21 protein-coding genes are annotated in these 21,550 nt (G+C 69.0%); 10 read left to right on the top strand and 11 right to left on the bottom strand.

Features of this window, described 5'->3' with window-relative positions; all coding sequences use genetic code 11:
• Positions 1–6: 6 nt before the first annotated feature.
• Entirely contained in the window at positions 7–1,254 is a 1,248-nt protein-coding gene (locus tag AC3WOS_RS05150; RefSeq protein ID WP_492714776.1) for a sensor histidine kinase, read from the bottom strand.
• Positions 1,244–2,608, bottom strand: a complete 1,365-nt coding sequence (locus tag AC3WOS_RS05145) for a sigma-54-dependent transcriptional regulator (protein ID WP_492714775.1) — start codon at positions 2,606–2,608, stop codon at positions 1,244–1,246. The genes AC3WOS_RS05150 and AC3WOS_RS05145 overlap by 11 nt, the downstream gene beginning before the upstream one ends.
• A gap of 200 nt (positions 2,609–2,808) precedes the next feature.
• On the opposite strand from AC3WOS_RS05145, the gene AC3WOS_RS05140 reads away from it, so the two are divergent.
• The 3 genes from AC3WOS_RS05140 to AC3WOS_RS05130 all read left to right on the top strand — a co-directional run bounded on the left by AC3WOS_RS05140 (position 2,809) and on the right by AC3WOS_RS05130 (position 7,343).
• Positions 2,809–4,131, top strand: coding sequence for an efflux RND transporter periplasmic adaptor subunit (locus tag AC3WOS_RS05140; RefSeq protein WP_492714774.1), 1,323 nt, complete (start codon positions 2,809–2,811; stop codon positions 4,129–4,131).
• 69 nt (positions 4,132–4,200) lie between these two features.
• Positions 4,201–4,881 carry an ABC transporter ATP-binding protein gene (locus AC3WOS_RS05135; protein WP_492714981.1) on the top strand — a complete coding sequence of 227 codons (681 nt, stop codon included), beginning with the start codon at positions 4,201–4,203 and terminating at the stop codon, positions 4,879–4,881.
• Between the two features lie 11 nt (positions 4,882–4,892).
• Entirely contained in the window at positions 4,893–7,343 is a 2,451-nt protein-coding gene (locus AC3WOS_RS05130; RefSeq protein WP_492714773.1) for an FtsX-like permease family protein, read from the top strand.
• Between the two features lie 22 nt (positions 7,344–7,365).
• On the opposite strand, the gene AC3WOS_RS05125 is transcribed toward AC3WOS_RS05130, so the two are convergent.
• Positions 7,366–8,706, bottom strand: coding sequence for a hemolysin family protein (locus tag AC3WOS_RS05125; RefSeq protein WP_492714772.1), 1,341 nt, complete (start codon positions 8,704–8,706; stop codon positions 7,366–7,368).
• 176 nt (positions 8,707–8,882) lie between these two features.
• Complete coding sequence (gene nhaR, locus AC3WOS_RS05120) at positions 8,883–9,794, bottom strand: transcriptional activator NhaR (protein WP_492714771.1); 912 nt, start codon at positions 9,792–9,794, stop codon at positions 8,883–8,885.
• Positions 9,795–9,894: 100 nt separating this feature from the next.
• On the opposite strand from nhaR, the gene AC3WOS_RS05115 reads away from it, so the two are divergent.
• The 5 genes from AC3WOS_RS05115 (at position 9,895) to AC3WOS_RS05095 (ending at position 13,939) form a co-directional block, all read left to right on the top strand.
• On the top strand, positions 9,895–10,941 hold the full coding sequence (locus AC3WOS_RS05115; protein WP_492714770.1) for a DUF475 domain-containing protein: 1,047 nt from the start codon (positions 9,895–9,897) through the stop codon (positions 10,939–10,941).
• A gap of 110 nt (positions 10,942–11,051) precedes the next feature.
• The gene (locus AC3WOS_RS05110; protein ID WP_492714769.1) at positions 11,052–11,627 is read left to right on the top strand and encodes a TerD family protein; all 576 of its coding nucleotides are present in this window, start codon (positions 11,052–11,054) and stop codon (positions 11,625–11,627) included.
• Positions 11,628–11,695: 68 nt separating this feature from the next.
• On the top strand, positions 11,696–12,391 hold the full coding sequence (locus AC3WOS_RS05105; RefSeq protein ID WP_492714768.1) for a TIGR00266 family protein: 696 nt from the start codon (positions 11,696–11,698) through the stop codon (positions 12,389–12,391).
• Between the two features lie 37 nt (positions 12,392–12,428).
• On the top strand, positions 12,429–13,010 hold the full coding sequence (locus AC3WOS_RS05100) for a TerD family protein (protein ID WP_492714767.1): 582 nt from the start codon (positions 12,429–12,431) through the stop codon (positions 13,008–13,010).
• A 98-nt stretch (positions 13,011–13,108) separates the two neighbouring features.
• Positions 13,109–13,939, top strand: a complete 831-nt coding sequence (locus AC3WOS_RS05095; RefSeq protein ID WP_492714766.1) for an HDOD domain-containing protein — start codon at positions 13,109–13,111, stop codon at positions 13,937–13,939.
• Positions 13,940–13,951: 12 nt separating this feature from the next.
• Here the strand turns inward: AC3WOS_RS05095 and lepB are convergent, their stop codons facing one another.
• Entirely contained in the window at positions 13,952–14,638 is a 687-nt protein-coding gene (gene lepB, locus AC3WOS_RS05090) for a signal peptidase I (RefSeq protein ID WP_492714765.1), read from the bottom strand.
• Positions 14,639–14,722: 84 nt separating this feature from the next.
• The gene (locus tag AC3WOS_RS05085) at positions 14,723–15,418 is read right to left on the bottom strand and encodes an ArsR/SmtB family transcription factor (protein ID WP_492714764.1); all 696 of its coding nucleotides are present in this window, start codon (positions 15,416–15,418) and stop codon (positions 14,723–14,725) included.
• Positions 15,419–15,494: 76 nt separating this feature from the next.
• Here AC3WOS_RS05085 and AC3WOS_RS05080 point away from each other — a divergent pair, with 76 nt between their 5' ends.
• Together AC3WOS_RS05080 and AC3WOS_RS05075 are read left to right on the top strand one after the other, a co-directional pair.
• Positions 15,495–16,613: a cytochrome P450 gene (locus AC3WOS_RS05080; protein WP_492714763.1), complete on the top strand. Its 1,119-nt coding sequence runs from the start codon at positions 15,495–15,497 to the stop codon at positions 16,611–16,613.
• Positions 16,610–16,990 carry an antibiotic biosynthesis monooxygenase family protein gene (locus tag AC3WOS_RS05075; RefSeq protein ID WP_492714762.1) on the top strand — a complete coding sequence of 127 codons (381 nt, stop codon included), beginning with the start codon at positions 16,610–16,612 and terminating at the stop codon, positions 16,988–16,990. Before AC3WOS_RS05080 ends, AC3WOS_RS05075 begins: the two co-directional genes overlap by 4 nt.
• Before the next feature lie 19 nt (positions 16,991–17,009).
• On the opposite strand, the gene AC3WOS_RS05070 is transcribed toward AC3WOS_RS05075, so the two are convergent.
• From AC3WOS_RS05070 to ftsY, 5 genes are all read right to left on the bottom strand, one after another.
• On the bottom strand, positions 17,010–17,459 hold the full coding sequence (locus AC3WOS_RS05070; RefSeq protein ID WP_492714761.1) for a hypothetical protein: 450 nt from the start codon (positions 17,457–17,459) through the stop codon (positions 17,010–17,012).
• Positions 17,460–17,650: 191 nt separating this feature from the next.
• Positions 17,651–18,544: an RNA polymerase sigma factor RpoH gene (gene rpoH / locus AC3WOS_RS05065; protein ID WP_492714980.1), complete on the bottom strand. Its 894-nt coding sequence runs from the start codon at positions 18,542–18,544 to the stop codon at positions 17,651–17,653.
• A gap of 437 nt (positions 18,545–18,981) precedes the next feature.
• Positions 18,982–19,902, bottom strand: a complete 921-nt coding sequence (ftsX, locus tag AC3WOS_RS05060; RefSeq protein ID WP_492714760.1) for a permease-like cell division protein FtsX — start codon at positions 19,900–19,902, stop codon at positions 18,982–18,984.
• The gene (locus AC3WOS_RS05055; RefSeq protein WP_492714759.1) at positions 19,899–20,573 is read right to left on the bottom strand and encodes a cell division ATP-binding protein FtsE; all 675 of its coding nucleotides are present in this window, start codon (positions 20,571–20,573) and stop codon (positions 19,899–19,901) included. Before AC3WOS_RS05055 ends, ftsX begins: the two co-directional genes overlap by 4 nt.
• A gap of 5 nt (positions 20,574–20,578) precedes the next feature.
• On the bottom strand, positions 20,579–21,550 hold a 972-nt coding region (ftsY, locus tag AC3WOS_RS05050), incomplete at its 5' end, for a signal recognition particle-docking protein FtsY (protein ID WP_492714758.1).

Below are 21,550 nucleotides of genomic sequence, written 5' to 3'. Positions count from 1 at the left end.
GCGTCCTCAAAACGTGACGATGAAGCGCGCGCCGCTGCCGACCGATTTCGCGTAGCGCACGGTGCCGCCATTGCGGTGCACCAGTTGCCGCACCATGGACAGGCCGATGCCGCTGCCTTTGCTCTTGGTCGAGAAGAAGGGCGTAAAAATGTCGGCTGCCAGCAGGTCCGGCACGCCTGGACCGTTGTCGCACACCTCCACGCGTAACCGTCCGCCGCGCACCAGCCTGGCGCTGACACGTACTTCCGGCGCCGCCGGGCCAGCGCATGCTTCGGCCGCGTTCTGGATCAGGTTGACCAAGGCCTGTTCCAGTTGACCCGGGTCGGCCATCAACTCGAGCGATTCCGGCTCCACGCTGAACAGTGCGCGCCCACCGCGTACCTGCCAGGCCGGCGCCAGCAGGGCCGACAGGCGCGCGAACAGGGGGCCGATGGCGACCCGTTGCGGCCGGGCCTCCGGCACGCTGGCCAGCGCGCGATAACCGCCGGCGAAATGGGTCAGGCTGTCGGCGCGCCGGCTGATGGCGTCGAGCGCGATATCGAGATCGGCGGCGATATCGGCGGGCAGGCCGGCGCCCGCTCCGGCCAGCAGGTCGCGCGCCGTGTGCGACAGCGACGCCACCGGCGTGAGCGAGTTCATGATCTCATGCGTGAGCACGTGCACCAGTTTCTGCCAGGCCTGCATGGCCTCGGCTTCCAGCTCGTTCTCAAGCGGCAGCAGCGCCACCAGTCGTTGTGGCAGGCCGTCGACCGTCATGTCGCTGACGATGGCCAGCGCGCGCTCGCTGCCCAGTTCCGTATCGAACGCGATCACGCTGCGCTGGCCGGTGGCCAGTCCGGCCAGCGTGCGCTGCAGCTGGTCCGTCCGGGTGGCGCGGCCGGGGGCGAGCAGGCGGCGCGCATTGGCGTTGACGGGTTCGAAGCTGGCCGTCGACCGCATATCGCCGACGGCGAACATGGCGACGGGCGCGAATTCAAGCCGGGTTTCCAGGGCCAGTGCGCGGGCGGCCAGCTGTGCCTGATCGCCCGGTGCGCCCGGCGGCACTTCAGGCGCAGGCGCGGCCGCAGCGGGCAGCGCGGCCAGGGCGCGCCAGATCAGGGCGATGGCCAGCAGCGCGCCCCATCCGCTGGCGACCGCAGCGAGCGAAACCGCGGTCGCCGCGCCCTGATAGCTGGCGCCCCCGCCGAATGCGGCGACGGCGAGCAGGGCGGCGCCGGCCGCCAGCGTACGCCGCGGGTGCCGGTCAAAGTCCATGGCGCTCGAGTTTGCGGTACAGCGCGGCGCGGCTCACGCCCAGCACCCTGGCCGTGCGGCTGATATTGCCCTGTTGCTGCGCCAGCGCGGCGGCGATGGCGTCGCGTTCGAGCGCATCGAGCCTGGGCACTTCGGCCGTTGCGGCGGCCAGCACCGGCGCCGGCGCCGGCGCGGTGGCCGCGGCGCCGTCGTGCAGACCGAAGTCGGCCAGCTGGTAAGCGCCATGCTGTGCCAGGATCACGGCCCGCTCGCAGGCGTGCCGCAGCGCGCGCACGTTGCCGGGCCAGGCGTGGCGGCACAGGGCATCGAACGCCGCCGGCGCCACGTCGGCGTCGGGCTTGCCATATTGGCGCCGGTAGTGGGCCAGATAGTGCGCCAGCAACATGGGGATGTCGTCCCGGCGCGTGCGCAGCGGCGGCACGCGGATGACGATGGTATTTAAGCGGAACAGCAAGTCCGGCCGGAAGGCGCGGGCGTCGTAGAGCGTCGCTTCGTCGACATTGGTGGCGCTGACGATGCGCACATCGATCGCCTGCGGGCGGTCCGCGCCCAGCGGCGTGACTTCGCGCCGTTCCAGGGCGGTCAGCAGCTTGGCTTGGGCGGCCAGCGGCAGATTGCCTATTTCATCGAGCAGCAGTGTGCCGCCGGAGGCGGCCTGGAAGCGGCCCGCGCGGTCGCTGCGCGCATCGGTGAACGATCCCTTGCGGTGGCCGAACAATTCACTTTCCAGGGTTGCCTCCGGCAGGCTGCCCATGTCGACGGCGAGGAACTGTTGCGCGGCCCGGCGTGAAGCTTGATGGATGGCGCGCGCCACCAGCTCCTTGCCCACCCCGTTTTCCCCCAACACCATCACGTTCGCTTCGGTCGGTCCCACGTTGGCGATAAAGGCGCGCAGTTCGCGCATGGCCGGGGCGTCGCCCATCAGCGCTCCGGCGCCCGGGCCGGTGCCGGCCGGCACCGCCGCGCCACGCCGTGCCAGCGCGCCGTCGACGGCCGCGGCCAGGCGGGCGTTGTCCCATGGCTTGGTGATGAAGTCGCACGCGCCCCGCTTCATGGCCTCCACCGCCAGCCCGACGTCGGCATAGGCCGTCATGGCGATCACCGCCGGCGGCCGGGGCAGGGCCCGCAACCGGTCCAGCGCCGCCAGGCCCTCGGCACCATCGGTGCGGCCGGGAGCGAAATTGAAGTCGAGCAGCACCAGATCCGGCACGCCTTGCTCCAGCTGGCGCGCCAGCAGCCGCGGATGGGCCAGCGTGCTGACCTGGGCGGCGCAGCGCCGCAGCAGCAGCCGCGCCGCGCAGGCGACGTCGGCATCGTCGTCGAGGATCAGGATCTGTGCTGGGCTGGCGGTCATGGGCAGGGCCGGGGAAATGGTGGGCCGATTCTAGCAGCACGTGCGCGCCCGCGTCCATCGCGCCGGGGCCGGCACGGACAACTGTCCGGAAACGCACACCTGGCTTGTCCGCATCCGGACAGGCATGGCGCCGTGGGGCGCCGGCGCGGCGTGGTGGCGGCGGGAATTGGCATGGCATGGAAGTTGCGACTTGTCCTGACATGAGCACATTTCCCCCTGATGCGGTGCTGGCGATGCCGCCACCGGCCGCCGCCACGGACCGGCGTCCCACCGGCGCCGCCATGGACCAGCCCTTGCCGCCGCGGCGCGCCAGGCGCCTGGCCATAGGCGGCGCGCTGCTGGCGCTGGCAGCGGGCAGCACGGCCCTGTGGCAGCTGGCACCGCGCGGGCTGCAGGTGCCGCTCGCGCAGGCGCGCTTCGCGGTGGTTGAGCAGGGCGTGTTCCGCGACGAGCTGGCGCTGCGTGCGACGGCGGCGCCGCTGCGCACCGTCATGCTCGACGCGGTGGAGTCGGGCCGGGTGGAAGAAGTGCTGGCGCGTGATGGCGCGTCCGTGCGGCAGGGCGAGCTGCTGTTTCGCCTGTCCAATCCGCAGCGCCGCCTGGAGTTGCTGGCGCGCGAGGCCGAACACGCGCAGCAGATCTCGAACCTGACCAATCTGCGGCTGGCGGCCGAGGCGAGCCGCGCGGCACGCCAGCGGCGCGGCGCCGAGCTCGCCTACGCGCTGACGGTGGCCGAGAAGCAGCATGGCCGCGATCTGGCGCTGGCGCGCCAAGGCTACCTCTCCAGCGCGGCGCTGGAGGACGCCGGCGACCGGCTGGCGCAGCAGCGCGCCTTGCTCGACGCCGAAGTGGCCGGCAATGCGACGCAAACGGCGATCGAGCGCGATGCCTTGCGCCAGATGGCGCTGGCGATCGCCCGGCTGGAGGCGGGCCTGCAGCTGGTGCATGCGACGCTGGACGGCTTGGCCGTGCGCGCGCCCGCGCCCGGGCGCCTGACCGATTTCCATTTACAGCTGGGCGAAACGGTCCGGCCGGACCAGCATCTGGGCCGTATCGACGACGTGGCGCGCTTCAAGCTGTCGGCCCAGGCCGACGAATACTACCTGGCCCGCTTGGCGCCGGGCCAGCCGGGCGTGGCGACCATCGCCGGCCATGGCTATGCGGTGACGGTCAGCCGCATCACCCCGCAGATCAGCGATGGCCGCTTTACGCTGGAGCTGACGTTCGACCGGCAACAGCCGCCGGCCTTGAGCCCGGGCCAGAGCGTGGAAGTGTCGGTCGCGCTGGGCGGATCGCGGCCCGCCCTGCTGCTGCCCAACGATGCCTTTATCAACGACACGGGCGGGGCCTGGGTGTACGTGCTCGATGGCCGGCGCATGCTGGCCGCGCGGCGCGCCATCCGCACCGGTCGCCGCTCGCCCGGCCAGCTCGAAGTGCTGGCGGGCCTGGCCGCCGGCGAGCGGGTGCTGGTGTCGTCCTACGCGGCCTATGGCGCCGCACCGGTTCTGCAATTCAATCGATAACTGTTCAACGACACCCCCGGAGATGACACAATCATGCATACGACCCCAACCCTTCACGAGAAGCACGGCATGCTCAAGCTTTCCAATATCAGCAAGACCTATCAGGGCGGCCAGGTGCGCACCACGGCGCTCGACCGCATCGAGCTGCACATCGAGGCCGGGGAATATGTGGCCATCACGGGCCCGTCCGGCTGCGGCAAGTCGACGCTGCTGGCCATGCTCGGCCTGCTCGACACGCCCGATAGCGGCGAGTACTGGTTCGAGGGCCGCAACGTGGCCGGCTGGAGCGAGGCACAATTGAACCGCCTGCGGCGCGGCCGCATCGGTTTCATTTTCCAGAGTTTCAACCTGATCGAACAGCTGTCGGTGGCCGAGAACGTGGAACTGGCGCTGGAATACCTGGACGTGCCGGCGCGCGAGCGGCGCGCACGGGTGGCCGCCATGCTCGAGCAGCTGGGCGTGGCGCACCGCGCCCGGCACCGGCCGTCGCAGCTGTCGGGCGGGCAGCAGCAGCGGGTGGCGATTGCGCGCGCCCTGGTGGCCCGTCCCGCGCTGTTGCTGGCGGACGAACCGACCGGCAATCTCGACTCGGCGCACGGCGATGAGGTGATGCGCCTGCTGCGTCAGATCAACGGCGAGGGCACCACCGTCATCATGGTCACGCACTCGCCGTCCCATGCGGCGCAGGCATCGCGCACGCTGCGCCTGCTCGACGGGCGTATCCTGGTCGACGCCCTGCAAGCGGCGTGAGGCGGACGCAGATGAAACTTCGCGATTTCCGTCTCGGCTGGCGCGCGCTGGCGCAGGAACCGGCCTACTCGCTGGTCGTCATCGGCGGCCTGGCCATGGCCCTGGCGGCCGCCTTGCTGCTGTTGGGCTTGGTGCGCTACTCGTGGCAATACAACCGGCAGGTGCCCGACCTCGGCCAGGTGTATGTGGTCAAGCAGCGCTACAACGTCGACCCCAAGGCGCCGTGGTTCGACCAGGCGCCGATCATGCTGCGCGCGGTGGCGGCAGGCGCGCCGGGCGTGGCCGAGGCCACGGCGTGGCTGCCTGCGCGGCCGGAAAGCCAGGGGCTCACGGTCGGCATCGACGGCCAGCTGCACCGGCTGCACGGCCTGACGGTGCTGCCGGGTTTCGCCGCCATGCTGGGCGTGCGCACGCTGCAGGGCGACCTGGCGGCGACGCTGGAGCAGCCGGGCGGGCTGGCCGTCACGCAGGAGACGGCGCTGCGCCTGTTCGGCACCACGCACGCGCTGGGGCGGACCATGCGGGCCGAGGGTAATCTGTTGCGGGTCGGCGCCGTGCTGGAGTCCCCGCCCGCCAATACCACCATCCCGTTCGAAGCCTTGAACGGGGTCAATTCGGTGCTGGCCAGGGAGGTGCGCGACGAGTTGCTCACCGGGCGGCAGGGATGGTGGGGCAAGCTGCTGATACGGGTCCGGCCGGGCGCCTCGCCACAGGCCATCACGGCGCTCCTGCAGCAGGCGGCCGACACCAGCCCCAGGCTGCTCGATCAGCCGCCGGAAGTCAAACAGCGGCTGGGGGCGCGCAAGGTGATGGAGATCGTGCTGGCGCCATTGGCCGACGCCTATTTCGACCGCGACGTGGCCCGCAACAATATCGCGGCGTCCGGCGCGCGCGCCAATCCGGCGCTGGTGGCCGGACTGGGCGTGATCGCGTTGCTGATCGTGGCGCTGGCGGCCGTCAATTACGTCAACCTGGCCGTGGTGCGCGTGCTGCGGCGCCGGCGTGAAGTGGCCATACGCAAGGTGCTGGGCGCGGGCGTGCGCCAGATTGTGCTGCAACTGCTGGCCGAATCGTTGCTGGTGGCGCTGCTGGCAACGGCGCTCGGGCTGCTGCTGGCCTGGCTCGCGCTACCCCTGTTTGCCCAGCTGGTCGACCGCAAGCTCGACGCCTTGCTGGCGCCGGAAAACATCGGCGCCGCGCTTGCGCTGGGGCTGCTGCTGGCCGGGCTGACGGCGGCCTACCCCGCGTGGATCGCCGTCCATGTGCATCCCGGGCAGGCGCTGGCCGGGCGCGACGGCAGCGAGTCGGCCCGCGGCACGCAATGGCGGCGGGCGATGAGCGTGCTGCAAATGGCTACCGCCATGGGCTTTGCCAGCGTCACCCTCGCCATCGCCTGGCAGACCGGATTTGCCATGCGCGCCGCGCCGGGATTCGATCCCGCGCCCATCCTCATCGTCGACTTGCCGGAAACGGTCAGGGACAGCGTGCCGGCGCAGGGGTTCGTCGCCGCGCTTGGCGCGCAGCCCGGTGTGGCCGGCATCGCCATCTCGGAGGACGCGGTCGGTCGCACGGATTTTTCATGGTTCCGCGACCTGAAACGTCCCGGCGGCACCAGCGCACCGGTCGAAATGAAGTCGGTCAGCGCCAATTTCTTCCAGCAGTACCGCGTCGGGCCGGTAGCGGGGCGCTTGTTCGACCCGCGCCTGGACCGGGAGGATGCGCCCGAGCCGCTGGTGCTGAACGCCATCGCGGCCCGGGAACTCGGCTTTGCCAGCCCGGCCGCGGCAGTCGGGCAGACCATGTTGTTTACCGGTTTCGACGGCAAGGTCATCCCCAAGCGGGTGGTGGGAATCGCGCCGGAACTGCGCTTCCAGTCGCTGCGCGAAATGCCGCGCGCCGTGGGCTATGAGTTGTGGAGCGCCGGCGCCACGCTCAGCGTTCGGGCCGGCCAGGCGCCGGCGGCGCTGGCGCCGCTGGAACTGGCGGTGCGCAGGCTGTGGCCGAAGTACTTCCCCAATGCGATCGTCAAGACGCGGCCGGCCGCCGCCATCCTCGCCCTCAATTATGCCGACGATGCGCGCATGGCCAAGTTGCTGGCCGCGGCCACCGGCGTCGCGTTGACGATCGCCGCCTTCGGCACCTATGTGCAGTCCGCCCATACAGTGCAGCGCCGCGCCAGGGAAATCGTCATGCGCAAGCTGCATGGCGCCAGCCGTGCCGCCATCGGCCTGCTGGTGCTGCGGGAAGTGGGTGCCCTGACGGCGGTGGCGGCCGTGATCGGACTGCCGCTGGCGGCCCTTGCCATCGAGCGCTATCTGGCCGGCTACGTCGAGCGGGCGCCCATCGGCTGCTGGACGATGCTGCTGGCGCTGGCGTGCACGCTGGCGATTACCGGCATGGCCGTGGCGCGCCACGCATGGATGGCGATGCGCATGCGCCCGGCCGAGGCGTTGCGGACATAGCGGGGCGTGCGGGCGCCCGCATTCAGTCCATGTCGTCCGTATCGCCGGCCGGTTCCGGCTTGGGGATCACCTTCACCAGCAGGATGCGCGGCCCCGTCATCTTTTTGGCGACGATGTCGAAATGGCGGAAGCTGATGCGCTGGCCCTGTTTGGGAATGTCGCCCAGCTTGAGCATCAGCAGGCCGCCCACCGATTCCACCTCGTCCAGCCCCAGCTCCTCGTTCTCGATGTCGATCCCCAGCGCCCGCTCCAGCGAGAAGATGGGCAGGCTGGCCTTGCCCACCAGCGTGCCGTCGGGCTGCTTGAGCCAGTCGTTTTCGTTGAGGCGGAATTCATCGTGGATTTCGCCCACCATGGCGCCCAGCAGGTTGTCGAGCGTGATGAAGCCCAGCGCCCGCTTGCCCTTCTCGCCGATCAGGGCGAAGTGGGGCGCGCCGTCGCGGAAGCGGCGGAACTGTTCCAGCGCCGGGGTGCGGGCGGAAATGGTCTCCACCGGCCGCAGCAGCGGCGCCAGCGCCGTCAAGGGCTGGCCCGATTGCTGGGCGAAGAACAGGTCTTTCAGGTGGATCAGGCCCAGCACCGTTTCGCCGTCCGCGTCGTAATACGGATAGCGGCTGAAGCGGTTGCGGCGCATGGTTTGCAGGTTCTCTTCCGGCGGCAGGTCGGCCCGCAGGGCGATCACTTCGTTGATGGGCCGCATCAGGTCCGACACCGACAGCGCGCTGAAGTCGAGCGAGTGGGCCAGGATATTGCGCTCGTCCTTGCTGTACTTCTGGCCCGGCTGGTTGCTGCGCAGGATCAGCTTGAGTTCATCGACGGAATAATGGGTGTCGTGGCCGCCCTTGCCGGACAGGCCGGCCAGCCCCAGCACCATGCCGGCGCTGGCATTGAGCAGCCAGATGGCCGGGTACATGGCCCAGTAGAAGCCATACAGGGGCAGGGCGCTCCACAGGCCGATCGCTTCGGGCATGCGGATCGCCAGCGACTTGGGCGCCAGTTCGCCCACCACGATGTGCAGGAAGGAGATGATGCTGAACGCGAGCGCGAAGGCGATGCCGTGGATCAGTTGCGGCGAGCTGACGCCGACGGCGGCGAACAGCGGCTCGAGCAGCCCGGCGAAGGCCGGCTCGCCCACCCAGCCCAGGCCCAGCGAGGCCAGCGTGATGCCCAGCTGGCAGGCCGACAGGTAGGCGTCGAGGTTGCCGTGCACCTTGGCCAGCGTGCGCCCGCGCAAGCCCTGGCGCTTGGCGATGGCGCGGATGCGGGTGGGACGCAGCGTGACGATGCCGAATTCGGCCGCCACGAAGAAGCCGTTGAGCGCGACCAGGAATACGGCGAGCAGGACAAGCAGGAGGTTTTGCATAGGGGCGCGCAGCGCGGACGATCGAAACCTGCATCTTATCCGACCCGGCCCGCCGGCAGCGCAATTTTCGCGCACGCCCGGCGCGCCGGTTGACGCGGCGCGCGTCCGCCCGCCCGCCTGTGTGCCGCCGGCGCATCGTCTGCCCGCACCGGGCGCCGCTGTCCGTGCCGCCGCGTTCAGTGCGCCACGGCGAACGGCCCGCTGTGCACGGCCGACAGGATGGCCTCCACGGCCGGGTGCTTGATCTTGCGTTCGTTGGAGATGGCGTAGAACTGTTCGCGCAGTTCGGGCGCGTCGCCGGCCAGCACGGCGCCGAACTGCTCCCCGATGTCGTGCGCCAGCGCGGTCGGCGCGAAAAACAGCCCCAGGCCGTTGCGGCCGAAGGTGTTGAGCATGGCGTTGTCCTCGAATTCGCCCACCACGTCCGGCCGCACGCCGTGCTGCACCAGCCAGGCGTCGATCCGTCCGCGCAGGGCGTTGTTACGGGTCGGCAGCAGCAGCGGCGCGCCGTCGAGGCTGGCGGGGAAGTTGCGCCTGACCTTGCGCGCCAGGCGCGGCACGCCGAACAGCTGCATGCCGCTTTCGCCCAGCAGGTGGCTGAACACGCGCAGGCCGCCGCCGGGCCGCACGGCGCGGTCGGTCAGCACCACGTCCAGCTTGTTGAGCGCCAGGTCGGCCAGCAGCGACTCGAATTCATCCTCCAGGCACACCAGCTTGACCTGCTGGCCCATCTGCTGCGTCGCCTCCAGCAGGCGGAACGCGATCAGCTTGGGCAGCGAATCGGAGATGCCCACCGTCAGCCGCATCTTGCCCGCGTCCGTCTCCTCCAGCGCGTCCTGCAGCTGGTCGCCCAGCAGGAAAATCTGGTCGCAGTAGCTGAGCGCCACCCGGCCCGCCTCGGTCGGCGCCAGGCGCCGTCCCTGCGGCTCGAGCAGCTGCTTGCCTACCGACTGTTCCAGCAGCGCGAGCTGCATGCTGACCGTCTGCACGGCCAGTCCCAGCCGTTCGGCGGCGCGCGTCACGCTGCCTTCCTTGGCCACCATCCAGAAAAAATACAGGTGGCGGAAATTGAGTCCGGTGGTTTTCATCTTCTGTTTTTCCGAAGTAAAGCTTCGATTATCTTCTATTTTTTAATATCGCGTCCGGCCCTACACTGCACCCCATTCACTACAACAACGGGGTAAAGCAATGAAGCACTTCAAGGTGTCATTCCTGGTCACCTTCGTCTGCCTGGCGGCGGCGGGGTGGTGGGGCTACGAACATACGGGATGGGCCGGCGCGCTGTCGGCCATCGGCATCGCGGCCATCCTGGGCGTGATGGAAGTGTCGCTCTCGTTCGACAACGCGGTGGTCAACGCCTCCGTGCTGAAGACCTGGGACGCGTTCTGGCAAAAGCTGTTCCTGGGCGTGGGCATCGTGATCGCCGTGTTCGGCATGCGATTGCTGTTCCCGCTGGTGATCGTGGCCATGGCGGCCGACCTGGGGCTGATGGAAGTGTGGCACCTGGCGCTCAACGATCCGGCCGCCTACTCGGCCCACCTGACCAACCACCACGCGGAAGTGGCGGCCTTCGGCGGCATCTTCCTGCTGCTGGTGTTCCTGAACTTCCTGCTCGACCAGGACAAGGAACTGCACTGGCTGGGCCATGTGGAGCAGAAGCTGGGCGCGCTGGGCAAGGTGTCGTCGATCGCGGTGATGGTGGCGCTGGGCGCGCTGCTGGCCAGCCTGATGCTGGTGGAACCGGAGCAGAAGCTGGTGGTGCTGGTGTCGGGCCTGTGGGGCGTACTGACCTACGTTGGCGTGGACGCCGTCAGCAGCCTGCTGGAGAAAGAGGAAAACGGCAGCAACGTGGGCGAGTTGATCAAGCGCGGCGGCATAGGCGGCTTCCTGTACCTGGAAGTGCTCGATGCGTCGTTCAGCTTCGACGGTGTGATCGGCGCGTTCGCCATCACGACCGACGTGGTGATCATCATGCTGGGCCTGGCCATCGGCGCCATGTTCGTGCGTTCGCTGACGGTGTTCCTGGTGAAGAAGGGCACGCTGGACCAATTCGTGTTCCTCGAACACGGCGCCCATTACGCCATCGGCATCCTGGCGCTGATCATGTTGGCCAGCATGAAGTTCCACATCCCCGAGATCTTCACGGGCCTGGTCGGCGTGGCCTTCATCGTCGCCTCGCTGTGGTCCTCGATCCGCCACCGGCGCAAGCAGCAGGCGCCGGCCCTGGCGGCGTGAGGGAGCAGTTTTTTGACAACGCGGCGGGCGCCAGGCACCGGCCCGCCGCGGGCAAGCAGTACAGGCTATTACGGCCAGGTGCCGGTTCAATCACATAGGAGTAGCACATCATGGCAATCAGTCTGCAAAAAGGCGGCAACGTCAACCTGAGCAAGGAAGCGCCCGGCCTGTCGAAGATGGTGATCGGTCTCGGTTGGGACGTGCGTGCCACCGACGGCAACGCGTTCGACCTGGACGGCTCGGCCTTCCTGCTCAAGGCCGACGGCAAGGTGCGGGGCGACGCCGACTTCGTTTTTTACAACAACCTCAAGTCGGTGGAGGGCGCCGTGGCCCACTCGGGCGACAACCGCACCGGCGCCGGCGACGGCGACGACGAGACGGTCACCATCAACCTGGCCGAGGTGCCGGCCAACGTGGAGCGCATCGCCATCTGCGTCACCATCCACGAGGCTGACGCGCGGCGCCAGAACTTCGGCATGGTGCGCAAGGCTTTCGTGCGCTGCGTGAACGCCAGCGGCAACGCCGAGATCGCCCGCTTCGACCTGTCCGAGGACGGCTCGGCCGAGACGGCGATGGTGTTCGGCGAGGTGTACCGCAACGGCGGTGACTGGAAGTTCAAGGCCGTGGGCCAGGGCTTCAAGGGCGGACTGGGGCCGCTGGCGTCGTCCTTCGGCGTCAACATCTGAACGGCATAAACGGCATAAACGGTATAAACGGTATCAATAGGATTAATTTCTGAAAGGGACAGGGCACTATGCCTGCTTTTACGGTAACAGGGGACGTTGACCCGTTCCTGCACGTGTCGCTCGCGCACGGCGAAAAAATCTACTGCGAGTCCGACGCGATGGTGATGATGGAGGCAACGCTCGATTTGCGCGGCAAGGTCACCGGCGGCATCGGCGCGGCCCTGATGCGGCGCTTCGCCAACGGCGAGTCGTTCTTCCAGCAGCACATCGAGGCCGTGCGCGGCGCCGGCGACTGCCTGCTTTCGCCCACGCTGCCGGGCGCCATGCAGGTGGTGGACGTGGGGCCGCGCCAGTACATGCTGAGCGACGGTGCCTTCGTGGCCGCCAGTGCCGGGGTGGCGCTGCAGGTGCGCACCCAGAGCCTGGGCAACGCGCTGTTCGCCCAGAGCGGCGGCTTTTTCATCACCGAGACGGCCGGCAGCGGCCAGCTGGTGGTGTCGGGCTTCGGTTCCATCTCGCAGCTGGAGGTGGCGCCGGGGCGCGACGTGGTGATCGACAACGCCCACGTGGTGTGCTGGGACAGTGCGCTGCATTACGAGATGTCCGTCACCACCGGCGGCGGTGGCGGCTTCCTGGGCAATCTGATCAACAGCCAGACCAGCGGCGAAGGCATGGTGCTGCGCTTTTCCGGCCAGGGCAAGGTGCTGGTCTGCTCGCGCAACCGCGACGCCTTCCTCAGCTGGACCCAGCGCCGCCCGCAGTAAGGCCTTAGCTTAGCAAATCACTCGAAAGGAAACCGCAATGTCAGTCAATCTGCAAAAGGGCCAGAAGATCTCTCTGGACAAGGAAGCGGGCGCCGCCCTGGGCCGCGTCGTCATGGGCCTGGGCTGGGACGCCGTCAAGCGCAAGGGCTTGTTCGGCTTCGGCGCGCGCAGCGAGCCGGTCGACCTGGACGCCTCGTGCGTGATGTTCGACGAGGCCAACCGCCCGCTGGACGTGATCTGGTTCCGCCAGCTGCGCAGCCGCGACGGCAGCATCGTCCACACGGGCGATAACCGCACCGGGGCCGGCGACGGCGACGATGAACAGATCAACGTCGACCTGCATGCCGTGCCGGCCGCCGTGCGCAGCCTCGTCTTCACCGTCAACAGCTTCACGGGCCAGAGCTTCGCCCAGGTGGAGAACGCCTACTGCCGCCTGCTCGACGCGGCCAGCGGCAGCGAGGTGGCCCGCTTCAACCTGTCCGTGCAGGGCCCGCACACGGCCCAGATCATGGCCAGGGTGTACCGCCACCAGGGCGAATGGAAGATGCACGCCATCGGCGAAAACGCCAGCGGCCGCACCTTCGACGACCTGCTGCCGCTGATCGCGCCCCACCTGTAGCGGGGGCGCGGGCCGCATCCGTGGCGGCCGGGATACAGGGCGCTGCGGGCGGCATGGCGGGGCATTGCGGTTATCGCGGCCCTGCGTATAATGTTTCCATGGAAAAACTAAAAGACTTCGCCCAGATAGTGTCGCAGGCCGAACGCGGCGAGCTGGTTTTTCCCACCAGCGTGAACGCCGCGCTGCAGCTGCAGCTGGCGCTGGCCGATCCCGACTGCGTCACGGACGACGTGGTGCGCCGCGTGCTGGCCGAGCCGCAGCTGGCCGCGCGCACGGTGGCGTTGTCCAATTCGGCCGTGTTCAACCGCCGCGGTCCGCTGGTGACGGGCGTGCGGGCCGCCGTGCTGCGGGTGGGCTACCGCAACCTGTACACGATGGCGGCGGCCATGGTGGTGCGCCAGTTCGGCAACCGCATCCGCGACCGCCTGCTGCGGGCCCAGGCCGAACAGCTGTGGCGCCACACGGCCCACGTGGCGGCGCTGGCCCACGTACTGGCCCGCCACGTGACGGGCGTCGATCCCGACACGGCCCTGTTTGCCGGCATCGTGCACGAGGCGGGCGGCTTCTACCTGCTGTCGCGCGCCGACGAAATGCCCGGCCTGCTGGACGACCCGGCCGAGTGGATGGGGGCGGCCCAGGAAATCATCACCCGCGAAATGATGCGCAAGCTGGCCATACCGGAACCGGTGGCGCTGGCCATCGTGGCCTTGCGCGGCGCCACGCTGTCGCCGCCGCCGGCCGGCCTGCTCGACACGCTGCTGCTGGCCAAGCGGCTCTCGCCCGTGGCGACGCCGCTGGCCTGGCCCACCGGCCCGGACGACGCCGACGGCGCGCTGGAGCAGTATGTGCGCGACAACCCGGAGCTCGAGCGCATCCTGCATTTGTCGGCGGCCGACGCCGGATCGATGAGCGCCGCGCTGCTGGTGTGAGCCGCCCGATCCTCAGCGCGGGCCGTACAAATCCATGCCGAAGCGCTCCGTGCGCGGATGCCAGTTGCCCGTGATGTCGGCCGAGGCCAGCACGCGCTCGGCGCGGCCGATCAGCAGCGCCCGCGGCACCAGGCCGATGTAGCGCGAGTCGGCGCTGTTGTCGCGGTTATCGCCCAGCATCATGTACTGCCCGGGCGGCACCGTGACGGGGGCGAAGTTGCGCCGCGCATTGACCTGCGGCAGCAGCTGTATGGCGTGCGGCGCGAGCGTGCCGGCGGCCATGGTCTCGCGCAGCTGCACCGTCTGCAGCGTGCCGGCCGCGCCCACCGTCTCGCTGCCCTGGCCCAGCAAGGCGTAGCTGGCCGGCTGGCCGTTGATGATCAGCTGCTCGTCGCGCATTTCGACCCGGTCGCCCGGCAGCGCGATCACGCGCTTGATCAGGCGCTTGCCGTCCTGGGGCGAACTGAAGGTGACGATGTCGCCCCGCTGCGGCTCGCCCGTGTGGCCCAGCACGACGTCCGTCAGCGGCAGCTTGACGTTGTAGGCCAGCCGGTTCACCAGCACCAGGTCGCCCTCCAGCAGGTTGGGATGCATGGAGGCGGACGGGATGGGGTTCCAGTCCGCCACGGCCGTGCGGAAGATGCCGAACAGCGTGAGGAACAACAAAAAACCTTTGTTGGCGCGTATCCAGCCTTGCATGACGTCTCCCTTTGGATCATTGAAGTGTGGCCAGTATCGTCAGGGAATCTTAATTGGACCTTAGCGGCGGAACTTGGCGGCCACTCAGCCTGCGGCATCTGCGCCGAACGCGGCCAGCAGCTGGCGCTCGCCCCTGGCCGGCACGTGCAGCGCGCGGCTGTCGAGGTCCTGTTCGGCCCAGCCCCGTTGCAATGCCAGCCGCAGCATGGCCGCGCCCAGCGCGCCGCCGATGTGGGGCTTGCGTTCGCTCCAGTCCAGGCAGGGACAGGCGAAACGGCGGCGCAGCTTGCGCACGGCCGCCAGGTCGACGCCGGCGCGCGCCATGCCGGCCTCGCCGGCCACGCTGAGGCCATAGCCGTCGGCGGCGGGCGTCAGCCAGCCTTGCGCGGCCAGCCGGTCGTGCAGGGCCACGGCCACCGTGCCGGCCATGTGGTCGTAGCAGGTGCGGGCGCGCCGCAGCCGGTCCGGCGTGTTCGGTTCGAAGGCGGGACGGGGCAGGCCGGCCACCACCAGCAGCGCCTCCAGCGCGGTGGCCACGTCGGCGCCGGCCAGGCGGAAGTAGCGGTGCTTGCCCTGCGCGACCACGTCCACCAGCCGGGCCTCGCGCAGCCGCGCCAGGTGGGCGCTGGCGGTGGACGGGCTGACCCCGGCCACCACCGACAGTTCGGTGCTGGTGCGGGCGTGGCCGTCGAGCAGGCAGCACAGCATGCGGGCCCGCGCCGGTTCGGCGATGGCGCCGGCGATGCCAGGCAGGGAGTAATCGGCGTGTTGCGCATCCATAGTGTGGCCGTGAGCGAAGTGTGGGAGAAGGACGTCGAGCATACTGCAGCCCATCTCCACTCGCAACGGAAAATCCATGCAACCGACCGATCCCGTCCAGGCGGCCACCCACGCCGACCCTTATCCCTACTACGCGGCGCTGGCGGCCCGTCCCGGCCTGGCGTACGACGCCCGGCTCAAGCTGTGGGTGGCAGCCGATGCGGCCACCGTACGCGCCGTGCTGACCCATCCCGACTGCTGCGTGCGGCCGCAGGCCGAGCCGGTGCCGGCCGCCATCGCCGGCGCGGCGGCCGGCCACATTTTCGGCGCGCTGGTGCGCATGAACGACGGCGTCCGCCACCACCAGCCCAAGCTGGCGCTGCAACGCGCGCTGGGCCGCGTCGACCTCGCGCAGGCCCATGCCCGCGCGCACGTGCTGGGCCGCCAGTTGTGGCGCGCCGACGGCCTGACGGACTGGATGCTGGCCGTCCCCGTTTCCACCGTGGCTAGCCTGATCGGCTTCGACGACGCGGCGCTGGCGCCGCTGGCCGCGTGGATGGCGGACTTCGTCGCCTGCCTGTCGCCACTCAGCAGCGAGGAGCAGATAGGGCGCGCCCACGGCGCGGCGCTGGCGCTGCTGGACAGTTTCACGGCCCTGCTGCGGCAGGGCGACGCGCGGCCGGACAGCCTGCTGGCGCAGGTGCGGGCCGAGGCGGCGGCGGTGGGCTGGGACGACGCGCAGGCGCTGCTGGCCAACCTGGTCGGGCTGCTGTCGCAAACCTACGAAGCCACGGCCGGCCTGCTGGGCAACAGCGTGCTGGCGCTGCTGCGCCAGCCGGCGGACGCACGCTGCGCCGCGGCCGACGCGGCCGCGCTGGTGCAGCTTGTCAGCCGGCGCGATCCGCCGGTGCAGAACACGCGCCGCTTCGTGGCGCGCGCCTGCACCATCGGCGGCGTGCGGCTGGAGGCGGGGCAGGCCATCCTGCTGCTGCTGGCCGCCGCCAGCCGCGATCCGGCGGGGGAAGGCCACGCCTTCGGTTTCGGCTACGGCCCCCATGCCTGTCCCGGTCACGCGCTGGCCTGTGCCATTGCCGCCGGCGCGCTGGCGGCGCTGCTGGAGCAGCCCTTGCCGGCCCGGTTGGCATGGCGCTACCGGCCTTCCGTCAATGCCCGCATTCCCGTTTTCTTCCACCCCCAGGCGCAGGAGGCGGCATGATCGCCGTGATTTTCGAAGTGTGGCCGTGCGCCGCCCGCAAGCAGGAGTACCTCGATATCGCCGCCTCGCTGCGGCCGTTGCTGGACCAGGTGGATGGCTTCATTTCGATCGAGCGCTTCCAGAGCCTGGTCGATCCGTCCAAGCTGCTGTCGCTGTCGTTCTTCCGCGATGAGGAGGCGATTGCCCAGTGGCGCCGGCTGGAAGCGCACCGCGCGGCCCAGTCGGCCGGACGTGCCGCCATTTTTGACGACTACCGCCTGCGCATCGCGGCCGTGGTGCGCGACTACGGCTTGCATGAACGTCAGCAGGTGCCGGCGGACAGCCGCCAGTGCCATGGGCGCCAGGATGACGGTGGAAACGGGATTGGTGCGGGCTGACGCGCATGAAGTCTGGTGTTCAGGGCGAGGCGGAACGGCGCACCTGCACGCTGACCCGATAGTCGGGCGCCGCTTCCTTCATGTGGGGCACGCTGTCCGGTTCCACCCCGAGCAGGGTGAAGGTCAGCCCGTTCTGGCTCACGCTCTTGCTGGCGCCGGGCATGTCGGCCGCCAGCACGAAGCCGGCGCTGGCGCCACCCTTGGTGAGCGTGAAGCTGTAGCTGATGTAGCCGGCCCATACACATACGGCGCCCACCCGGCAGCGGCTGTCGTTGACGCGCTCCAGGCGCAGCACGGCCCCCGGCGCTACGGTGGCGCTCTGGCCCTGGGTCAGCACGACGGTGATAGTGGCCGGTGCGGGCGGCGGCGGCGGGGTGTCGCTGGCGCGCGCGCCGCAGCCGGCCAGGCCGGCAAGGCCAGGCAGCAGGAGAAGACAGGTCCACAGTTGGCGCAACAACTTGCTGTTCATGCGTTTCCTTTCGGTCAGGATAGCAACGAGACTAACAAAAGCTGCCCGGTGGCGGCGCACGCACGGCGCGCCGCGAAAAAAACGGCGGGACGGATATGGTACACGCAGCCGGCGCAGCGCCATAAAAAATGCCGCCCGGCGCGTGCGCGGGGCGGCATGGTGCGGGTGGCGCCGGCGGCGGCCGGCTGGCCTCAGACGTAGGCCGCCAGCGCGCCCTTCATCTTCTTGAGCGCGGCCGCTTCGATCTGGCGGATGCGCTCGGCCGAGACGCCGAATTCGTCGGCCAGCGTGTGCAGCGTGGCGCCGGAACCGTCGTCGTTGGCCAGCCAGCGCGCTTCGACGATGCGGCGCGAACGGGGATCGAGCTTGCCCAGCGCCGTCTCCAGCCCTTCGGACTGCAGGCGCGTTACCTGTTCGGCCTCCAGCACCCTGGTCGGCTCGCTCTGCTCGGACGACAGGTAGGCGATGGGGGCGAACTTGTCGTCCTCGTCGTCGGTGGGCGACTCGAGCGCGATGTCGCGCCCGCTCAACCGCGTTTCCATCTCGATCACTTCCTCGCGCTTGACGTCGAGCATCTTGGCCAGGCCGTCGATCTGGGACGGCGTCATGGCGTCCAGCCCCTGCTTGTGGCTGCGCAGGTTGAAGAACAGCTTGCGCTGGGCCTTGGTGGTGGCCACCTTGACCAGACGCCAGTTCTTCAGGATGTACTCATGCATCTCGGCCTTGATCCAGTGCATGGCATACGACACCAGGCGCACGCCCTGGTCGGGGTCGAAGCGCTTGACCGCCTTCATCAGGCCGATATTGCCTTCCTGGATCAGGTCGGCGTGCGGCAAGCCGTAGCCCAGGTAGCCGCGGGCGATCGACACCACCAGGCGCAGGTGCGACAGCACCAGCTCCTGGGCGGCGGCCAGGTCGTTCTTTTCCTTCAGGCGGCGCGCCAGCGAGACTTCGTCGTCGTGCGACAGCATCGGCAGGCGATTGACGGCCGAGATATAGGCGTCCAGGTTGCCCAGGTTGCCAGTGAAGCCGAGGCCCAGAGCACGGTTGTTGGCCGGGACCAACGCGTTCGGTGCGGACATCATAGTCATTTCTTTCCTCGCTAGCTGATATTGCTAAGTGTCAATGTGCCATGCAGCCGGGTCGTCTACACCTGATGTTACGGTTTGTTACCCGCTGCGATCTTGCTTGGGGAAACCGGTCATTCTGTCCCAAAAAAAGTTGCTATTGAGAATATCCGGCCCCGCGATGTTTCATATATTAGCACTCTCCATCGATGAGTGCCAATCGCCATCCCAAATCGCCTTGATAGTAAAAATACTATCAACTTGCAAGGTTCCATGGCCTTTGTAAAAACAAGTGCCGGCGCGGGCCGGCGGCAGATCCGTGCACCACATTCACAGTGGCAATACCCCGCGCCTGATGATGGGATCAGGATGCGGGGGCGAGCTTAAGCAGGACTTAATTGTAGGCCGCGGCGGGCAGAAATACCGTGCGTGAACGCACGGTTGGGGCTTGCCGCTCAGTTCAGGCGGGACAGGTGGCGTTGCACGGACAGCACGGCGCCCACCAGGCCCAGGCCGGCCGACAGGGCCAAGAGGCCGGCCATGGCCAGCGGCGGCAATGGCGTCAGCTGGAATTCGGACGCGTACAGACGGGCGAATTCGGCGATGGCCGTGTTGAGCGGGCGTAAGGCCAGCGCCACGGCGCCCAGGGCCACGGCGCCCGCGCACAGGCCCAGCAGGGCGCCCGTGTAATAGAAGGGGCGGTGGATGAAGGTGTCGGTGGCGCCGATCAGCTTGGAGACGATGATCTCGTCGCGCTGCGTCATCACCTGCAGCCGGATGGTGTTGAACACCACGGCCACCACCACCGTGCCCAGCGTGGCGGCCAGCAGCAGCAGGGCCAGCCGCAGCACGTTGATCAGGGCCGCCAGCCGCTTGACCCAGGCCGAATCGACTTGCACCGTGTCGACCCCGGGCAGGGCGCGGATCTGGTCGGCCAGCGCATCGACGTTGCCGCCGGACTGGGCGTTGCGGAAGGCGTCCAGCTTGAGCACATAGCTGTCGGGCAGGGGGTTCTCGCCCAAGGTGCCCAGCACGTCCGACAGGCCGCTCTTGGTCTTCAGGCTGTCGAGCGCCTTTTCGCGCGGGGTGAAGATGATCCTGGCCTGCTTGTCGGCTACCAGCTGGCGTAGCGTGCCGGCCATCGCTTCCCCTTCCGGCCGCGCCAGGTCCTGCTTGAGGAACACGCTGATCTCGGGATCGACCGACAGTTGCTCGGACATGGGGCGCACGTTGTCGAGCAGGGTCACGCCCGCGAACGGCAGCGCCAGCGCGATGGCCACCACCACGATGTTGAACAGGAAGCTGCCCGGCGCCCGGCGCAGGTGCACCAGCGCCGCCGCCAGCGCGAAGCCGTGTTGCCGTAACCAGTTGCTCATGCTTGCGCTCCCGCGTCGTGCTGGCCGTCGATGCGGCCGTTGTGGAGGTGGATCACACGGGCGGCCGCGTCCAGCATCTGTTCGTCGTGGCTGGAGATGAGGCAGGTCACGCCCACGGAATGGAAGGCCTTGAGCGCGTCGAGCACCTGGTTGGCGCTGGCGCGGTCCAGGTTGGCGGTGGGCTCGTCGGCCAGGATGATCTGGGGCCGGTTGACGATGGCGCGCGCGATCGACACGCGCTGCTGCTCGCCGCCCGACAGGGCCAGCGGCTGGGCCAGCGCCCGCTCCAGCAAGCCCACCTTGTCGAGCGCGGCGCGGGCGCGCTGCTCGGCCGCCGCGCGCGGGGCGCCCGTCACCAGCAGCGGCAACATCACGTTGGCCAGCACCGAGCGGTCCGTCAGCAGGCGCTGCTGCTGGAAGATCAGGCCCAGGTTGCGCCGCAAGAACGGCAGGCCGGCCGGCTTGAGCTTGCCGATGTCCTGGCCGTTGACGATCACCTGCCCGGCGCTGGGGCGCTCCATGGCCGCGATCATCTTGAGCAGCGTCGATTTGCCGGCGCCCGAGGGGCCGGCCAGAAATACCAGTTCGCCTTTTGCCACCGTCAGCGACACGCCGCGCAGGGCGATGGCGTCGGGTGCGTATTGTTTGGTGACGTTCTGGAATTCAATCATAGGCTTCATCCGAGCAAGGCTTCGACAAAATCGGCCGCCACGAAGGGCTGCAGATCCTCAATCTTTTCACCGATGCCGATGAAGTACACGGGCACCGGACGCACGCGGGCGATGGCGGCCAGCACGCCACCCTTGGCCGTGCCGTCCAGCTTGGTGATCACGAGGCCCGTCAGCTGCAGCGCATCGTCGAAAGCCTTGACCTGGGCCAGCGCATTCTGGCCCGTGTTGCCGTCGATTACCAGCAGCGTCTCGTGGGGCGCCCCTTCCAGGCCCTTGCCGATCACGCGCTTGATCTTTTTCAGCTCTTCCATCAGGTGCAGCTGGGTCGGCAGGCGGCCGGCCGTGTCCACCATCACCACGTCGATGCCGCGCGCCTTGCCCGACTGCACGGCGTCGAACGAGACGGCGGCCGGGTCGCCCGACGCTTGCGAAATGACGGTGACGTTGTTGCGCTGGCCCCAGACCATCAGCTGCTCGCGGGCGGCGGCGCGGAACGTGTCGCCGGCGGCCAGCAGCACCGACTGGCCGTGCGACTGCATGTGCTTGGCCAGCTTGCCGATGGTGGTGGTCTTGCCGGCGCCGTTGACGCCGGAAATCATCATCACCAGCGGCTGGTGGCGGCCCAGCTCGAACGGGCGCTGCAGCGGCGTCAGCAGGTCGATCAGCAGCGTCTTCAGGGCCGCCTTGACGGCGGCCGCGTCCAGCAGCTTGTCTTCCTTGACACGGCGCTTGAGGGCGTCGAGCAGGTACTGGGTGGCGTCCACGCCGGCGTCGGCCATCAGCAACGCCGCCTCCAGCTCGTCGTACAGGTCGTCGTCGATCTTGGCGCCCACGAACAGGATGGACAGGTTGGCCGACGTCTTCGACAAGCCCGCCTTCAGGCGCGACATCCACGACTGGCGCGGCGCCGGCTCTTCCACCGTCAGCAGCGCTTCGACGGCCGGCACGGGGGCGGCGACGGGGCCGGCCATGGGGAC

Source organism: Rugamonas sp. FW305-51, assembly GCF_058786935.1.
The sequence above is the reverse complement of the archived record's forward strand: the minus strand, read 5'-3'. Positions and strand labels throughout refer to the sequence as shown.

Bases quoted from the DNA above. Each gene is read 5' to 3' on its own strand.
- AC3WOS_RS05135 (WP_492714981.1), top strand. From the start codon at position 4,201: ATGCTCAAGCTTTCCAATATCAGCAAGACCTATCAGGGCGGCCAGGTG.
- AC3WOS_RS05110 (WP_492714769.1), top strand. From the start codon at position 11,052: ATGGCAATCAGTCTGCAAAAAGGCGGCAACGTCAACCTGAGCAAGGAA.
- AC3WOS_RS05145 (WP_492714775.1), bottom strand. From the start codon at position 2,608: ATGACCGCCAGCCCAGCACAGATCCTGATCCTCGACGACGATGCCGAC.
- AC3WOS_RS05125 (WP_492714772.1), bottom strand. From the start codon at position 8,706: ATGCAAAACCTCCTGCTTGTCCTGCTCGCCGTATTCCTGGTCGCGCTC.
- AC3WOS_RS05095 (WP_492714766.1), top strand. From the start codon at position 13,109: ATGGAAAAACTAAAAGACTTCGCCCAGATAGTGTCGCAGGCCGAACGC.
- AC3WOS_RS05055 (WP_492714759.1), bottom strand. From the start codon at position 20,573: ATGATTGAATTCCAGAACGTCACCAAACAATACGCACCCGACGCCATC.
- AC3WOS_RS05130 (WP_492714773.1), top strand. From the start codon at position 4,893: ATGAAACTTCGCGATTTCCGTCTCGGCTGGCGCGCGCTGGCGCAGGAA.
- ftsX (WP_492714760.1), bottom strand. From the start codon at position 19,902: ATGAGCAACTGGTTACGGCAACACGGCTTCGCGCTGGCGGCGGCGCTG.
- AC3WOS_RS05105 (WP_492714768.1), top strand. From the start codon at position 11,696: ATGCCTGCTTTTACGGTAACAGGGGACGTTGACCCGTTCCTGCACGTG.
- nhaR (WP_492714771.1), bottom strand. From the start codon at position 9,794: ATGAAAACCACCGGACTCAATTTCCGCCACCTGTATTTTTTCTGGATG.
- lepB (WP_492714765.1), bottom strand. From the start codon at position 14,638: ATGCAAGGCTGGATACGCGCCAACAAAGGTTTTTTGTTGTTCCTCACG.
- AC3WOS_RS05100 (WP_492714767.1), top strand. From the start codon at position 12,429: ATGTCAGTCAATCTGCAAAAGGGCCAGAAGATCTCTCTGGACAAGGAA.
- AC3WOS_RS05075 (WP_492714762.1), top strand. From the start codon at position 16,610: ATGATCGCCGTGATTTTCGAAGTGTGGCCGTGCGCCGCCCGCAAGCAG.
- AC3WOS_RS05115 (WP_492714770.1), top strand. From the start codon at position 9,895: ATGAAGCACTTCAAGGTGTCATTCCTGGTCACCTTCGTCTGCCTGGCG.
- AC3WOS_RS05070 (WP_492714761.1), bottom strand. From the start codon at position 17,459: ATGAACAGCAAGTTGTTGCGCCAACTGTGGACCTGTCTTCTCCTGCTG.
- AC3WOS_RS05080 (WP_492714763.1), top strand. From the start codon at position 15,495: ATGCAACCGACCGATCCCGTCCAGGCGGCCACCCACGCCGACCCTTAT.
- AC3WOS_RS05140 (WP_492714774.1), top strand. From the start codon at position 2,809: ATGAGCACATTTCCCCCTGATGCGGTGCTGGCGATGCCGCCACCGGCC.
- AC3WOS_RS05150 (WP_492714776.1), bottom strand. From the start codon at position 1,254: ATGGACTTTGACCGGCACCCGCGGCGTACGCTGGCGGCCGGCGCCGCC.
- rpoH (WP_492714980.1), bottom strand. From the start codon at position 18,544: ATGATGTCCGCACCGAACGCGTTGGTCCCGGCCAACAACCGTGCTCTG.
- AC3WOS_RS05085 (WP_492714764.1), bottom strand. From the start codon at position 15,418: ATGGATGCGCAACACGCCGATTACTCCCTGCCTGGCATCGCCGGCGCC.